Annotated in this window: 14 protein-coding genes; 3 read left to right on the top strand and 11 right to left on the bottom strand. The window is 61.4% G+C overall.

The genetic code is table 11. The annotated features are described in order from the left end of the window. Positions 1-78: 78 nt before the first annotated feature. From J6497_RS05675 to J6497_RS05650, 6 genes are all read right to left on the bottom strand, one after another. Complete coding sequence (locus tag J6497_RS05675; RefSeq protein WP_225703266.1) at positions 79-1,149, bottom strand: FecR family protein; 1,071 nt, start codon at positions 1,147-1,149, stop codon at positions 79-81. 9 nt (positions 1,150-1,158) lie between these two features. Beyond that, entirely contained in the window at positions 1,159-1,713 is a 555-nt protein-coding gene (locus J6497_RS05670; RefSeq protein WP_225703265.1) for an RNA polymerase sigma factor, read from the bottom strand. 224 nt (positions 1,714-1,937) lie between these two features. Beyond that, on the bottom strand, positions 1,938-2,594 hold the full coding sequence (locus tag J6497_RS05665) for an STN domain-containing protein (RefSeq protein ID WP_225703264.1): 657 nt from the start codon (positions 2,592-2,594) through the stop codon (positions 1,938-1,940). 374 nt (positions 2,595-2,968) lie between these two features. Beyond that, on the bottom strand, positions 2,969-4,063 hold the full coding sequence (locus tag J6497_RS05660) for an ABC transporter substrate-binding protein (RefSeq protein ID WP_225703263.1): 1,095 nt from the start codon (positions 4,061-4,063) through the stop codon (positions 2,969-2,971). Between the two features lie 19 nt (positions 4,064-4,082). Then, positions 4,083-4,874 (bottom strand): ABC transporter permease, encoded by a 792-nt coding sequence (locus J6497_RS05655; RefSeq protein WP_225703262.1) that lies wholly within the window; start codon positions 4,872-4,874, stop codon positions 4,083-4,085. Beyond that, positions 4,871-5,644, bottom strand: coding sequence for an ABC transporter ATP-binding protein (locus J6497_RS05650; protein WP_225703261.1), 774 nt, complete (start codon positions 5,642-5,644; stop codon positions 4,871-4,873). The genes J6497_RS05655 and J6497_RS05650 overlap by 4 nt, the downstream gene beginning before the upstream one ends. Positions 5,645-6,146: 502 nt before the next feature. Here J6497_RS05650 and J6497_RS05645 point away from each other — a divergent pair. Next, positions 6,147-7,559 (top strand): MFS transporter, encoded by a 1,413-nt coding sequence (locus J6497_RS05645; RefSeq protein ID WP_225703260.1) that lies wholly within the window; start codon positions 6,147-6,149, stop codon positions 7,557-7,559. A 1-nt stretch (position 7,560) separates the two neighbouring features. Here J6497_RS05645 and J6497_RS05640 read toward each other — a convergent pair whose 3' ends face one another. The 4 genes from J6497_RS05640 to J6497_RS05625 form a co-directional block, all read right to left on the bottom strand. After that, a complete protein-coding gene (locus J6497_RS05640) occupies positions 7,561-8,241 on the bottom strand; it encodes a TetR/AcrR family transcriptional regulator (RefSeq protein ID WP_225703259.1) in 681 nt (226 codons plus the stop codon). Between the two features lie 278 nt (positions 8,242-8,519). Then, on the bottom strand, positions 8,520-10,811 hold the full coding sequence (locus J6497_RS05635; protein WP_225703258.1) for a xanthine dehydrogenase family protein molybdopterin-binding subunit: 2,292 nt from the start codon (positions 10,809-10,811) through the stop codon (positions 8,520-8,522). Continuing rightward, positions 10,811-11,284 (bottom strand): (2Fe-2S)-binding protein, encoded by a 474-nt coding sequence (locus J6497_RS05630; RefSeq protein ID WP_225703257.1) that lies wholly within the window; start codon positions 11,282-11,284, stop codon positions 10,811-10,813. Before J6497_RS05630 ends, J6497_RS05635 begins: the two co-directional genes overlap by 1 nt. Before the next feature lie 9 nt (positions 11,285-11,293). Further along, positions 11,294-12,151, bottom strand: a complete 858-nt coding sequence (locus J6497_RS05625; RefSeq protein ID WP_225703256.1) for an FAD binding domain-containing protein — start codon at positions 12,149-12,151, stop codon at positions 11,294-11,296. A gap of 251 nt (positions 12,152-12,402) precedes the next feature. Between J6497_RS05625 and J6497_RS05620 the strand changes: the two genes are divergently transcribed. Together J6497_RS05620 and J6497_RS05615 are read left to right on the top strand one after the other, a co-directional pair. Beyond that, complete coding sequence (locus tag J6497_RS05620) at positions 12,403-13,356, top strand: amidohydrolase family protein (RefSeq protein ID WP_225703255.1); 954 nt, start codon at positions 12,403-12,405, stop codon at positions 13,354-13,356. A gap of 48 nt (positions 13,357-13,404) precedes the next feature. Next, complete coding sequence (locus J6497_RS05615) at positions 13,405-14,322, top strand: alpha/beta hydrolase (RefSeq protein WP_225703254.1); 918 nt, start codon at positions 13,405-13,407, stop codon at positions 14,320-14,322. 23 nt (positions 14,323-14,345) lie between these two features. Here J6497_RS05615 and J6497_RS05610 read toward each other — a convergent pair whose 3' ends face one another. Further along, positions 14,346-15,770, bottom strand: coding sequence for an aldehyde dehydrogenase family protein (locus tag J6497_RS05610; protein WP_225703253.1), 1,425 nt, complete (start codon positions 15,768-15,770; stop codon positions 14,346-14,348). Positions 15,771-15,822: the final 52 nt, after the last annotated feature.

Raw genomic sequence — 15,822 nt, 5'->3', positions numbered from 1 at the left:
CCAACCCCGAACAAGCCTTGGCCGATTTTTTGGCCGATTTTTTGAGACCGCCGATTATCACCTCAGCGCAAGAAGGAATCAGCTCAGCAGCACAATTCCTGCCGGCAGCGAGCGCACCCTTGCACCAAATGCGCGTGCCAGATGTTCCACCGCATCGTCGATCCTACTGAGATGGAACGTGGCGACGACGTCCCTTTCTGCGAGCTTTTCGTTGAGCAGAACGATCCTTCCAGGCCGGTATCGATTCACCTCTTCGATGACGCGGGCCAAAGATTCGTGGCGAAAGACCAATTGGCCGTGTTGCCATGCAGTTGCGACCGAGAGGTCGACGGGCGCAACTTGCTGCAGCCCATGTGCACCATAGAATACGCAATGGCCGGCGGGAACCGTCGCGAACCGGCCGTCGCGGCCAACGTCAACCGTGCCGTCGAGGCAAGTGACGCGGACAGTTGTTCCATCCCGGCGTATAACAAAGCGGGCGACGGTGGATGTTGCAAGCCCATCCGCAGCGTAAACCACGAACGGCCCTGCGCTCTTGGTGGTGATCACCGCCTCCCCGGCTATCAACTCCATCTCTCGGGAGCCCTCCGAGGCAGCACGGACGCCGACACTCGTTTGCGTATTCAGGATCAGCGACACATCATCCGACAGCGCAAGCTGCCGTTGCTCACCGGTGCCGGTCCGGTAGCTCGCCCGCATCTCCTCGATCGACGGCCACAATCGGAACGGCGGCCTCGATCCCAAATAGCCCACCGCTGCGACCGACGCGGCAAGCGCTCCGCCTATCAAGGCCCGGCGCCCGATATGCCCGGCGACTGTGCGCGTCGCGCCTCGAGCAGCGGACAAGTTGCCCGAATGGTCCATCCGCCGTGCAACATCGCCGGCTGCAGGGCCAAGCGCTTCCCACAGCAATTTGGCCTCGGCAAAGGCCCGGGCGTGCGCGGGGCTCTGCTGGCGCCAGCGCTGTAGTGCCTCGACATCATCGGTGGTGGCATTGCCCGACAAGAGGAGCATGACCCACGCCGTCGCCTGGTCCGTCAGCGCCTGCCCTCCGTCCGAAGGCGCTCCCTCCCTTTCCTCCGCCGCATGCAGGGGAGGATCAGGCACGGCGGACAGGCCGGGCAAAATCCTGTGAGACGGTTCTTTCACGGTCGCTCCTCACTCACTAGACGTCTCAGAGCGGCCGGGTCCGAACTTCCGTGACAACTTTATTTCAAGGCGATCGCGGCAATGGTCAAGCGCCTGCTTGAGCTCGCGCTCGATAAAGCGCGTTGAAACACTGAATTGGGCTGCAATCTGCGGGATCGACAGGCCATTGACCCGTGCCGCGACAAAAATGGCGCGACGCCGCGGCGGCAGATCCTCCAACGCCTCGACCAACGTGCGGACTGACGAACGTGCCTCCACGACACGCTCGGGATCAAGTTCGTCGTGTTCGAGCCGTAGCAGCAGCTCGATCTCTGACCGCGCCAGGCGCCGTTGCTCCGAACGTCGCCGGTCAGCAGCAATGTTGAGCGCAATGCGGAAAAGATAGGTTCGCGGATGCAGGACCGCTCCGATCGTCGGCGGCATACGCTCGACACGGAGGTAGGCTTCCTGCAGCACCTCGTCCGCAATGTCAGGAGAACCAAGCCGGCGCGCCAGCCGTCCCTTCAAGAGGCCGTAGTCGTCCGTCAGCACCTGAAGCAAGAGAGCGTGACTCGTATGGGTCATGACGACTTAACAGACGGACATCCGGCTCGGCGGTCTAAACTGCTGCGAGCAGCGGTGCTCACCTTTGGGGGTGCCGCGCCCCAAAGCCCAAACTCGGCTCTCGTGTCGTGTTTCAGAGCCCCCAAGGAATTGGGATACCCATGGAGTGTGACGGTTTTGTTTCATGCTTGCCGCGAGACGCCGGGCGTCGCGCAAGCCGTTCCCCTTCCCCACTTGGAAGAGGGCTAGCCACAATCGCCACTGTCCCGGGGTGACCGGGGCAAGATCACCATGATGACCGGCTGCGGCAGCATAGGCGGCGGCTTGCCTGCTGAAACGCCTTCCATGAGCTCGCGGAGCCGACGGTCGCGTGCCAAATCGCTGGTCGAGCTCAATAGCTCGATCCGCCGCACGCGGCCGATATCGTCGAGCCATAACTCCATCGCAAGCCGATATGAACCGGGACGCGTTTCCGTGTCGCTGCACAATCGACGAAGGGCGGCGTTCTGCAGAGCGGCCGAATAGCGCCGAGAGGCCAGCGCGTCGGAATGCGGCTGCGAGAGCGTGATGGCGCCGGCGCCCATTGGGCGGACATCGAGACCTGTGCCCGCCAACAGGATGCGCAGCGCTCGCGTGACCGTGAAGGCTCCTTCGACTGCGGTCGATCGACGGCCCGCCACCGCGCTACCGTCTACAAAAATCGATATCCCGGTAACATTCCCAAATGCATAAAGAGCATCTTCCAACGGCTGGGCCGGAATATCAAAATGCACCACGATTTCGCCAGCAGCTGCCGTCGCTGGATTCTCCGCTGCCGCCATGACCGGAGAAAACACCAGCGCGCAAAGCGCCCATAGGGCGAAGACATTGGCGATCGGCCTGATTGGTCGTTTCCAGATCATCGGTCGACTGTGAGCTAAAGCGGCGAATGCACGGCTGAGATGCCGATCTAGAGCAATCCTGCTTCAAATTGAAGTGCCGTGCCCGGTTTGTTCTCGCCGAAAAACAGGAGCTTTGATCCGCCGCTCATAACGGTCTGATCGCAGGTTCGAGTCCTGCCGGGCCACCGGTGATCTCAGCAATTTGCCGAGAGCTGTTTCGCGGCAACGGGATCACCACACCAAATAGGTGCGCCTTTCGTTCGCCGGACAGCTTGCGATTGGCGACCTTGTACGGCATCCGACGTGGTACAGAAATCGCTCTGTCGGTCTCCGGCTTGGTTTGTGTCACCTGCGATCCCAGGAGTTTCGAAGCTGGCGCAAGGATCACACCAGCCTCATTCCAGCTTCGAGATATTTTCCTTTCTGGCATCGGAGACGATGCTGGCGCGGTCATAGGCGTTGATGTCGTCGATAAACTTGCCGGTGATGACCCGATCGACGGGAACGGCGGCAGGCAGCACCTTCTGATCGACGAAAAATTGAATGAGGCGATTCCAATCGGCATCGACCAGCAGTCCATGCTTGTCGCCGATCTTCGCCGTGTTCCAGATGCCGAGCCGGGCCTGATTGACAGCCACGCCTTCCTTGAGCGCAGCCGCGGTGTCAGGATTCTTCGATCTGGCCTCAGGATATGCTTTCCAGGTGATCAGCACCGCGGCTTCGGGATTGGCCATCGAATAGTCATATCCCTTCGCGATTGCCCGCGCGATACCGGTCAGCATTTTGGGATTCTTGCCGATCGTATCATTGCGAGCCAGCAACGCGACATCCGGCAGCGTACGCAGATTCTCAGGCACCGGGATCGGGCGAAGATCGAGCCCGGAAAACTTGAATTTCGCCAGCGCCGCATCCCAGTAAACCACGCCGTCCACGAGCTTTTGGCGAACCGAAGTCACCGCCTGCGCGCCGACGCCGATGGGCAGGAAAGAGATATCCTTCTGGGGATCCAGGCCCGCGGCTTGCGCGAACGCACGTCCAAACGTCGTGCCGGCGCTCCCCATCGACTGGATACCGAGCTTCTTGCCCTTCAGCTCGGCAAGCGTCTTGATCGGGCTGTCGGGCAGCACCGCAACCGACCAGATGTTGGAGTAATAGAGACCGTAGAAATAGCGGATATCGAGCTTTCCGGACTGAATGCCGACCAGTGCTTCGCCCGGCGAGGCCGCGCCGACTTCGGCGTTGCCGGCCGAGACCTGGATCGCCGACTCGTTCGAGCCGCCGACGGCGATCAATGTGACATCGTAGCCCTCCGCGGCGAAATACCCCTTATCCCTGGCGACGACGAATGGGGAGAACGCTTCGTCGATGTTGCGAACGGGAATCAGCAGCCTCACCTTCTCAAGCGCATTCGCGCTTTCCGTACAGCCGACGGCCGCTATCACTACCGCGGCAGCCAACAACAGCCGGCGTCCCCAAGCTACGCTAGACATTCTCATCTCCAACAGGCTCTCAATGCATCATTGGCGCATCGCTGCGCCGGATCCAGAAAATGGAGCGACGCGCCGCATATCGCATCAGGCCGTGCATCGCCAGGCCAATAGCCGACAGCACGATCAAGACCGCGAAGACGCCTGACACGTCCATCCCGAAATTAAGGGTCACCACGAGATAGCCGAGACCGACCTGCGCGCCGACGAATTCACCGACAATCGCGCCGATGACTGCGAGCACGGCGGCAATCTCAAGCCCCGCGAAAATCAGGACCAGCGCGGATGGGATGCGGAGCCGCATCAAGGTCTGCCACTTGGTGGCGCCAAACGCCCTCATCATGTCAAGCTGATCCTTATCCGTTGCGTGGAAGCCGGCGATCACGCTCACCAGTACCGGAAAGAAGCAGACCAGCGCCGTGATCACGACCTTGGAGGTGAGACCATAGCCGAACCAGATGATGAAGAGCGGTGCGATGGCAACCTTCGGCAAGGTCTGCAACGCCACGAGATACGGATACACCAACCGTTCGAAGACGGGCACCAACGAGATGGTGGCGCCAATGACCAGACCGGCGATCCCGCCGAGCACGAAGCCGCTCAACACCTCGACCAGCGTCGCCCACAAATGCGGCCAGATCATCCCGCTCGAGACCAGGGCGTAGAGCCGAACCACGATCGAGCTCGGAGTCGGCAGCACGATCGGCGATACGTCGAACCCTCTACAGGTGCCCTCCCATACCGCAATCACGACTACCGCGACTGCAATCGATTGCAGCAGATGCGATCCCGCCGGTTTTGAAGCATCACTCATAGCGATGTCGCCGTTACCGATTGCGCGCCGAAGATAGTGCGGATGCGATCGCAGAGTTCACCGAACCGTGGCGTCGCCATGGTCTGCAGCGAACGCGGACGGCCGACATCGACATCGATGATTTCGGAGATGCGGCCCGGCCGCGGCGACATGACCACCACGCGATCACTCAAGAGAACGGCTTCCGGAATGCTGTGGGTAATGAAGATGACGGTCTTCCGCTCCTCGGACCACACCCGCATGAGCTCCATGTTCATGGCCTCGCGCGTCATCGCATCGAGCGCCCCGAACGGTTCATCCATCAACAGAATGCGCGGCTCGCGCATCAGTGCGCGGCAGATCGCCACGCGCTGCTGCATGCCGCCGGACAGCTCGAACGGATACTTCTGGGCGAAGTCCTTCAGCCCCATGAAGGCGAGCAGGCCTTCAGCGCGCTTGACCGTCGCCTCGGACTTGTCGTTCCTTAAATGGGCCGGCAGCAGCACGTTGGTCAGCACCGTGTTCCACGGCAACAACGTCGCCTGCTGAAAGACGACGCCTACATCCGGACGCGGACCGGAAATCTCGGCACCATCGCATTGGATGGTCCCCGACGACCTGCTTTCCAGGCCTGCAAGGATCCGGAGCAGCGTTGTTTTGCCGCAGCCACTGGGGCCCACGACCGAGATGAACTCGTTTTCCCGAATGTCGAGGTTTACGTTGGTCAGCGCGTTCACGGTCTCGCCGGAGCGGGTCTTGAACCGCTTCTCCAGGCCCGCGATGCGAATCATCGCCGATTTCGTCGAGTCCGAAGCGGAAATTGAAACGCCATAGGCGCTGCCCGCTGGCTGAACCTTCAAAGCGACCATTGTTCTCTCAATCAGGTGGCTGACAACCTTACCCGCGAGAGCAAGATTTGCGCCACGGCGCCATATGCGCCGTTCCTCCCTTGTTGACTATCTAGTTAACTGAGCTTTCTTGATGTTGTCTAGCGCGAATTTCGTCTTCTGCCGATAGGAGTCGATCAAAATGCGGAACGATCCGCTCTTCCCGCCTCGCTGCTCCGCAATATTGGAGGACTCTCCCTGCATCTTTCAGCAAAGAGACGGCTTGCGCGCAGAGCGCGCTAACCATGCATCAACCGAGACTTGGCGCTCAGATGCCTACTTATTAGGACGATGGCGCCCTTTTGCACTGCAGTCATCAGGCTTCAAGAAATAGGAAGAAATGATCACGTTGACTATTCGGTCAACTTAGACTTGGTTTGCTCCAAACGAGGCTGCGGGGGTGACGATGCGCGAGGTTGTTATCCGATCGAAGGACGACGTCGCCGAGTTCGTCGGCGATCAGCCGATGACCCGATCCGGCCTCGGCGTGGTTCTGATCGCGCTGGGGGGCGTGTTCGTCGATGCCTATGATTTTGCCAGTCTCGGCATCGGTGTTCCCGGGCTGCGTGCAGAATTCGATCTTGCGCCATCTCAGCTTGGAACGATTACCGCGATCATGGGCGTCGGCGCCGTCATCGGCGGCGTCGCCGGTGGTCACCTGACGGACAAGATCGGCCGCCTTCGAATGTTTGTGGTCGATCTCGTCTGCCTCGTCGTTGCAACGCTGGGCGCGGCGCTGTCGCCCAATATCTATGCGCTTTTGTTCTTCCGCTTCCTGATGGGCGTCGGCGTCGGGCTGGACTATCCGGTCGCGTTCAGCTTTCTCGCGGAATTCGTCAACAGGACGCGGCGTGCGGGAAGCATCGCGCTCTGGGTATTCCTGTGGCAGGTCGCCGTCGCCGTTTCAGTGTTCGTTGCGCTCGCCATCTATTGGCTCGGTCATGTCGAGCATCTCTGGTGCTTTGCGGTGGGCTTTGGCGCGCTGCCCGCTCTCGCCATCCTGCTGTTGCGCGGCAGGTACATGTCGGAGAGCCCCCTATGGGCGGCCAATCATGTCGGCCTTGCGGAAGCGGCACGGCTTCTGGAGAAAACCTATCAGGTCAAGGTCCGGGTCGAAGGCAATCTCGCAACCGCCACCAAGGTCGCGTCTGCGAGCTACGCGACGATCTTTGCGAAGCCGTATCTGGCGCGGACGATCCTGGTTTCGGTGGTTTCGATCACCCAGAGCCTGGAGTATTTTGCCGTCGGATTCTATCTGCCGTCGATCTCGACGGTGATCTTCGGCAGTGATTTCGTCTACGCCGCCATCGGAACGCTGCTTTCGACCATAGCCGGCGCGATCGGCGGCCTGCTTGCGGCGGCCTACGTCGACAGGCTGGGCGTCAGGCGGCTGATCATCACGGGCTACTGCATCGTGACGGTCAGCCTGTTGCTGTTCTGGTGGACCGCGGACCGCGTGTCGCCCTACTTCTCCATCGTGCTGATCTATGGCTTTATTCTGGGGCAGACCCTTGGCCCCGGTTCCGTTTCCGCATCGCTGGCGACACTGTCATATCCGACATTGCTCCGCGGAACGGGCGCCGGCTGGGCTCAGGGAATGGTGAGGATAGGCACCATCATCGGGCTGTTCTTCTTTCCGCTGCTATTGGCGAAAATCGGCCTGTCCAACCTGATGCTCGCGCTCGCACTGGTGCCGGTCGCCGGCCTGCTCTCGCTGTGGATGGTCAAATGGGAACCGGTCCGAAGCCGATCCGAAGACGATGTGATCGAGGGGCACATGATCTCCCCAAACGAACCCGCGATTGAGAGCCCCCGCTAACCTAATCCGCGGCTGCCAGGGTCTTCGCATTTGATTTCCGATCCAGCGTCTTGGCGGGGTCGGATACACAATATTGCAGAACAAGGTCGGTGACATGCTCTAGCCACTGCTTGCGCGCGATCGCCGAACTCAGCTCCTTGTTGAGCGCGATCTCCAGCGTGTACTGATTGGAGAGGTAATGATAGCACAGCGATGACAGCGTCAAATAAACCACCGCCGGATCAAGCCCCGCGCGGAAGACGCCATCCCTTCGGCCTCGCTCCAGGATAAAGCTGAGCGTTTCGACCAACGGGTTGTAGAGATCCCTGATCCGCTTCGATTTGCGAATATACTTGCCGCGGTGCTTGTTCTCCTCGTTCAGCAGGCGAATCGCGTTCGGATTGTTCTCCAGCGCCAGGAACGTGTGCGCGATGAGCTGTTGCAGAGCCACGATAGGATCGCTCGCGCGCACCGACAAGTCACGCTGCTGCTCTCGGAAACTCTCGTACATCCGTTCGAGCGCGGCGACAAACAGGCCTTCCTTGGACTTGAAATAGTAGTACAGCATGTTCTTGCTGAGGTGACAGCGCTCGGCGATGCGATCGACGCGCGCACCCTCAAAGCCAATGCGGCCGAATTCTTCCATGGCCAGTTTAAGTATCTTCTCGCGAACGCGAGCCGGATCGCTGCTACGACGCGCCAAGACGCGCTCCCTTCATCTATGGAGCGAGAGCGAAGCCTCAAATCGGATCTACGAGCGCCTTTCCGCGAATACGCCGTCCGGTCATCATCGCGAACCTGCAGCTCCCCTCGCTTCAATCCGAGAAGAAGCCCAACCGCCCGCGAAAATCAAACTGAAAAATGGTCAAGTGCGATGGAATCAGTTGAATCCCCGTCGCGTTCTTCAGTTCTTGAGCATGGTCTTCTTGGAAAGCTGTCCAATCCTTGCGCTAACGCAAATTCCTCCGTCCGGCTCATGCCCTACGTCGCGGAACGAGCAGCCTCTGCCCTTTCGACCAGTTGCCATATCCGCGGCGGCGAGAGCGGCAGCTCCATCGGCTGAACGTTGAGGTGCGACAAGGCATCGGCCACGGCATTGGCCATGACGCCTCCGACCGGAATGAGACCGCCCTCACCTGCGCCCTTTGCGCCCAGCGGATTGTTCGGACAGGGTTTCAGCTCGACAGTAATCGAACGGATATTGGGAAAGTCCGACGCCGTCGGCATCAGGTAATCGGCAAACGAGCCCGTCAGCAATTGGCCCTCGTCGTCGTAGACCAGATGCTCCAGGAACGCGCCGCCGAGGCCCTGCACGATCGAACCGATCGCCTGACCATGTAATGTCAACGGATTGATCATGCGGCCAACATCCTCGACCGAGATGAAATCAACGACTTTGACATGCCCCGTGCCGGGATCAACAGCCACATGCGCAGCCTGCGTCCCGTAAGCCCAGGTGTACTTCTTGTTGAAGAACTCGGCTTCGACTTCGAGTGGCTCGTCCGACAGCCCGGCAAACGCCAGATGCTCGCCGCCAAAGCCGGCCTGCTCGCCGTCAATCACGATCTGCTCCGCGGTGCAGCCGAGACGCGCCGCGGCTGTCTTGCGGATCAGGTCCTTCAACTTCTCAGCTGCCAGCAGGATCGCCGAGCCGCCCATCACCGTCGATCGCGAGTGATAGGCGCCATAGCCGTCCTTGACATAGCTGGTTGACCCGTGACGGATGGTGATCTTGTCGTAAGACATCTCCATGGCATCGGCCGCGATCTGCGCCATGATCGTTTCCAATCCCTGCCCGACCGACGACGATCCGATATAGACCGAGAGCGCCCCATCCGTCTCCAGAACCAGGCGTGCCTCCTCCTTGGGCCCCGCCGCGCCGCCTTCGATGAAACTGCCGATCGCAAGGCCGTGATAGTAGCCGTCGATCAGTTGGCCGCGAAGCTTGCTTCTTTCGTCCCAGCCGAACTCCCTCAAGCAGCGATCGAACACCGCGTGATAATCGCCGCTGTCGAGCTCCGTCGAACTGTCATAGGGCGTAATCGAGGCGAGCGGATATGGCATCTGCGCATCGGCCACGAGATTGCGACGGCGCAGTTCGACCCGATCGATCTTCAAATCCTGCGCCACGAGATCGATCATCCGCTCACGAATGAAGTCGGTCTCGTAGCGACCTGGTCCGCGATAGGTCCCGCAAGGCGTCTTGTTGGTGGTCAGCATCGAGCTCTTGAGGTCGATGTGCTCGATGCAATACGGCCCCGACATGAATTGCGCGACGTTGCGGGGGCCGACGGAGCCGTTGGTGCGAATATAGGCGCCGATATCGGCCCATATCTGGCCACGCAGCCCGATGAAGCGACCATCGCGCGAAACCGCGAATTCGACGTCGCACTCGATATCACGCGCGTGATTGGCGCTCATGATGTGCTCGCGACGGTCCTCGGTCCATTTCACCGGCCGCCCGACAATTCTTGCCGCGGCCGGAATGAGATAGTCCTCCGGATAGAACTCGCCGCGCGAACCAAACCCGCCGCCGACATCGACCTCGATCAGATCGACCGTTTCGAGCGCAAGTCCCAGCTGGGCGGCGAGCGTGCGGCGGTTGTGCCAGGCGGTCTTGGCGGCTCCCCAAACCGTCAATTTGCCGGCCACCTCGTCCCACTCGGCGACAAAGCCGCGCGGCTCCATGAACATCGCGGCGTGCCGCTGCACCTTGAACGTCTCGCGGCGGACATAGTCGGCCATCTTGAACGCCTCGTCCGCATTGCCGCGGAACGCGCTCCATGTGATGGCGACGTTGGACCCGTGCTCCTCGAACAGCACCGCCCTTTTTGCCTCGGCCTGCGACCGGCTGGCGATTGCCGGCAGCGGTTCGATATCGAGCGCGATACGCTCAAGGGCATCCTCGGCGATCGCCGCGCTGTCGGCGATGACGACCGCAACCGGTTCGCCGACATAGCGCACCTTCTTGTCGGCCAGGACCGGCTGATGGAACGACTCGAGCTGCGGCAGCGGCTGCAACCGCAACGGAATGACAGGGACCTTCGTCCCGAAATCCTTGGCGGTGAGGACGCGATGCACGCCCGGCAGCGCCAGCGCTTCACTACTGTCGATCGACCTGATGATCCCGTGCGCAACCGAGCTGCGCAGGATCACGGCGTAAAGCTGGTTCGGCCGGTTGACGTCGGCGACGTAAGTCCCCCTTCCCCGCACCATGCGCAGGTCCTCGACCCGCTCCATGGGGCGGCCGATATAGGAATTGAAGCTCTTCATCACTTGCTCCCCGAGCCCCGGTAGGACTCCCGCGCTTCAAGCACGGCTTCGACGATCGGAACGTATCCCGTGCAACGGCACAAATTGCCGGAGAGAACATCACGGATCCGCTCCTCGTCAGCGTCCGGCTCATGGCTGAGCAGAGCGTGCGCGGTGGTGATGAAGCCCGGTGTACAGAAGCCGCATTGCAGGGCGTGATGTTTCCGGAATGCGGCCTGCAGCGGCGTCAATTCGTCGCCGGAAAGGCCTTCGACCGTCACGACCTTGTCGCCCTGCACCTGCACCGCAAGCATAAGACAGGAACGAACGGCCTCGCCGTTGACCAATACGGTGCACGCGCCACAGACGCCGTGCTCGCACGCTAAGTGAGTGCCGGTCTGGCCAAAGTCATTCCGGATGCAATCCGCCAGCGTCGTGCGCGGCTCGACGTCGGAGGCGACCGGTCGGCCGTTGAGATCGAATTTGACGTGCATGAAAAACTCCTAGGCAGCGGACTTCTTCAGACCGCGCGCGAGCAGCGTTGCAACCAGCGCCGCACGATAAGCACCGGGCGCGTGAATATCGGACGGAGGATCGACGGATTCCCGCGCCTTTGCCGAAGCGGCTGCAATCAACTTGTCGTCCAACCGATTGGCGTTCAGCATTGTCTCGACGGCCGCCAGCCGGATCGGCCGATCCGCAACCCCGATCACACCCACATGCGCATCGACAATGCGGCCGGTGCCATCCAGGTCATAATGCAGGGCGACGCCCGCCATCGCGAAGTCGCCTTTCCGGCGCGCGAACTCCAGGAAGGCCCAGCGCCTCGCGGCCGGCCAAGGAGGCAGATGCACCTCGGTCAGGATTTCATCCGGCTGCAAGCTGGTCTGCAGCGGACCAGTGAAGAAATCAGCGGCCGCTTCGATCCGCGACCCGGCGCTTCCGACGATCGTCATCCGCGCCTCGCAGGTCATCGCAACGCCAGGCATCTCGGCGGACGGGTCGGCATGCGCCAGAGAGCCGCCGACCGTTCCACGGTTGCGGATCTGGTAGTGGGCGACGTGCCTGATGGCTTCAGCCAGCAATGGGTGGCTGACCGCGAGCCGCGCGTCACTTTCGATATCGCACCATCGCACTTTGGCGCCGAGGCGGACGCCATCTTCGCCGATGCTGATCGCATCGAGGTTCTTCAGGTGCTTGAGATCGACCAGCAGTTCGGGCGCCGCCAGGCGGAATGCGAGCATCGGCATCAGGCTCTGGCCGCCCGATATCACCTTTGCGCTTCCGTCTCTCGAGGCCAGCAGGGCGACCGCCTCGGCAACCGTCGAGGGCGACGCATACTCAAAGATCGGCGGCTTCATCCTGCCTCCCACCAACGCGCGATGCATCGACTTACGGTCTTCATCGCGCTATTGAAACCGGTGGCCGTGGTCTTGCAAGGCGAGCGGAGCGCACGCTCGACCTGGCCGACCAGCGACAGTATCGAACTATGTCCAATGTTGACTAGATAGTCAACAAGTGAATAAGCTCGAATCGAGGCTGCTTTTTGCACCACGTTGGCGCCGCTTGCAAAGCCGGCCGATACACAGGGACAAGGACGAGATCACTCATCATGTTCGACAATACGCGCGTCATCGCGATCGAGGAACATTATTGGGACCCGGAGATGGCGCGAGCTTTTCCAGCGGGCGAGAACAAATCTCCGATCGCTGACCTCTTGACCGAAATCGGAGACGTCAGGCTTCGCGCGATGGACGCCGCGGGAATCGACGTGCAGGTGCTGTCTCATGGCGCGCCGGCGGCGCAGAAATTGTCACCCGGCATCGCGGTTGAATTGACGCAGCGGGTCAATGACCGTCTCGCCGAGGCCTGCGCCAGGCATCCCGGCCGGTTTGCCGCATTCGCAGCACTTCCGACGCCCGTCCCTGATCAGGCCGCGCGAGAACTCGAGCGATGCATCAAGGACCTGAAATTCAAGGGCGCGATGATCCACGGCCTCACCAACGGCCTGTTCATCGACGACAAGCGCTTCTGGCCGATCTTCGAGGTGGCCGAGAAGCTCGATGTGCCGATCTACCTGCATCCGTCGGTGCCGCATGCGGAGGTCACCAAGCATTATTACGACGACTACGCCCGCGATTTCCCGACCGTGATCCGGCCGGCCTGGGGATTCACGGTCGAGACGGCAACGGCCGCGATTCGGCTGATCCTGAGTCGCGCGCTAGAAAAGTACCCTAGGCTTCAGATCATCCTCGGGCATCTCGGCGAGACCTTGCCATTCCTGCTGTGGCGCATCGATCAGGCGCTGTCCCGTCCCGGCCAGCAGAGCCTGAGCTTCCGCAAGCAATTTTGCGAGCACTTTCACGTCACCACCAGCGGCAATTTCTCGACGCCGGCGTTGATCTGCACCATGCTGGAGCTCGGCATCGACCGGATCATGTTTGCCGTCGACTATCCCTACGTGATGAACCAGGACGGCATGGACTGGATCAAGCAGCTCCAGCTCTCCCCTGACGACAAGGGCAAATTGATTAGCAACAACGCCGCTCGATTGCTCAAGCTGTGAACGCCCCCTCTGCGCAGAGAAGCACGCGAACCGAGGCGAGACCGATCCATGACAGAGCTTCCTGCGATTCCTGCCGATCTCCGCGCGTTGATGGCGGAGGTCGGCAGGAGATGGGCCACAGACACCAAGGGCCATGTTCGACTGATGATCGAGAAATTCAGCGAAGTGCTGAAGTCCTCGCCCAGAGAGGGAATCCGCGTTGAAGCCAATATTCACTATGGGCCGCATGAGCGGCAGGCGTTCGAGGTTTTCCATCCCGCCGCGGCAGATCCGTCACCGCGACCCGCGCTGATCTTTGTCCATGGCGGCGCCTTCACCGAGGGTAGCCGCCATCGCAGCGCAGAGATCTACGCCAACGTCCTGTATTACTTCGCAAGGCACGGCGTCGTCGGGGTCAATGCCGGCTACCGCCTTGCCCCTGAGGCGCGCTATCCGGAAGCCACCCGCGACATTGCAGCGGTCGTGCAATGGATGCACGACAACGCCGCCCGCCTGAATGTTGATCCCAATCGAATCTTTCTGATGGGACATTCCGCTGGCGGCGCACATGTCGGAACCTATGCCTACGACAAACGGCACCATCCCGCAGGCGGGCATGGGCTCGCAGGCGTCCTGATCATCAGCGGCCGGGTCCGCGCCGATGCCCGCGCGGACAACCCCAATGCCAAGCGGGTCGCCGAATATTATGGCCCTGAGAGCTCGATCTACGACGACGTGTCCCCTGTCTCCCACGTCGACGAACAGAGCCCACCGACGTTTGTGGCCTGCTCGGAGTTCGAGAATCCCCTGATCGACGTCTATTGCTTCGAGCTGGCTTATCGTCTCGCCGTCGCAAAGGGTCACGCGCCGCCGTTGGTCTGGCTGAAAGGCCACAATCACACGTCGATTATCGCGCATTTCAACACGGCCGAGGACGTCCTCGGCCGTGCCTGTCTCGCTTTCCTGGCCGAAACGCGCCGATCCTGAATCGGCTCGGACGAACGGGAGCTTCAGGGAAGGCGGATGCCGGTGAATTTCGGTTGGGTGTACTCCTCGAACGCATAGGGAAGTCCTTCGCGGCCAACGCCCGACCGGCCGACCCCACCAAAGGGATAGTTATCGAGCCGGAACCGGCTCGCCTCGTTGATCCAGAGCGAACCGACACGGATTTCTTCCGACATCCGCATCGCAGTCGCCAGGCTGGCAGTGAAGCAGGATCCCTGCAGGCCGAATTCGCAATCGTTTGCGATGCGAATGGCGTCATCGATATCCTTGGCCCGCATCACCACCACGACCGGCCCGAACACCTCCTCGCGGATCAGGCGCGTATCTGGCGGCGGGTCGACGACAACGGTGGGAGGAATGACGCAGCCCGTCACCTCGCCGCAGGTCACCACGCGGCAGCCGCGAGAGCTGGCGTCCTCGATCATTGCCTTGATCCGCTCGGCCGCGCGCGTGGAAACCACCGGACCAAGGTCCGTATCCGGCAGAGCCGGGTTCCCGACCTTGAGCCGCTTCGCCGCTTCGATGAAGCGCGCAAGGAACTCGTCGAACACCGGTGCTTCGACGATGATCCGCTGCGTCGAGATGCACTGCTGGCCGCTGGCCTCGAACGAGGATGGGACGATGCGCTTCACGGCGTCCTCGATGTTTGCGTCCGCCGCGACAATATTCGGCGAATTGCCACCGAGTTCCCCAATGAAGCGCTTTGCGCCCGCCGCACGTGCCAGCGCGTCACCCGCAGCGGTTCCGCCGGTCAGCGTGACGACATCGACATCCGGGTGCGCGGCAAGGTCCAGCGCCTCCTGGCGGTCACCGGGCACGACCTGCGCGAGGCCCTCGGGTACGCCGCCCACGCCAAAAGCCGCGGCGATCGATTGCGCGATCCGGGTGCCCTCCAGGCAGGGCTTGATGATAACCGCATTCCCCGTGATTAACGCCGGCGCGAGCTTCTGCACCAGCAGATTGGAGGGTGCGTTGAACGGCGTTACCGCCGCGACCACGCCGTAGGGCACGCGGCGCATGAATCCGAACAAACCCGCGCCGGCCGGGACCATGTCGATCGGCACGACCTCTCCGCCGAGACCGTGCAGGTGCATCGCGCAGGCTCTTATGAAGGCGATGCTGCGCCTGACCTCCATCTCGGCCGCCTTGCGCGGCTTGCCGATATGCTCGATCGTCATTTCGACGAGTTGCGGCGCCTCCTTCTCCATCGCGCTTGCGGCGCCGTTGAGCCAGGAAGCGCGCTGGTGCGCCGGCGTCTTGAGGAATTGCCGGAACGCCGCTTTGGCAGCTTGCACGCAGCGCTCGATCTGATCGGCGCCCGTTGGCCGGACCACAAAGGTGACGCGGCCAGTCCAGGGATTCCGGACCGAGAACTCGGCATCGTTCGGCACACCACTCGTCATCTGGCCCTTACCGTCATTCGTCGTCATTTCTTCCTGTCCCGCCTCGAAGGCCATCATGCATCGCCAAAGCTTGACATTA

It is taken from the genome of Bradyrhizobium cenepequi, assembly GCF_020329485.1.
Lineage (GTDB): Bacteria > Pseudomonadota > Alphaproteobacteria > Rhizobiales > Xanthobacteraceae > Bradyrhizobium > Bradyrhizobium cenepequi.
The sequence above is the reverse complement of the archived record's forward strand: the minus strand, read 5'-3'. Positions and strand labels throughout refer to the sequence as shown.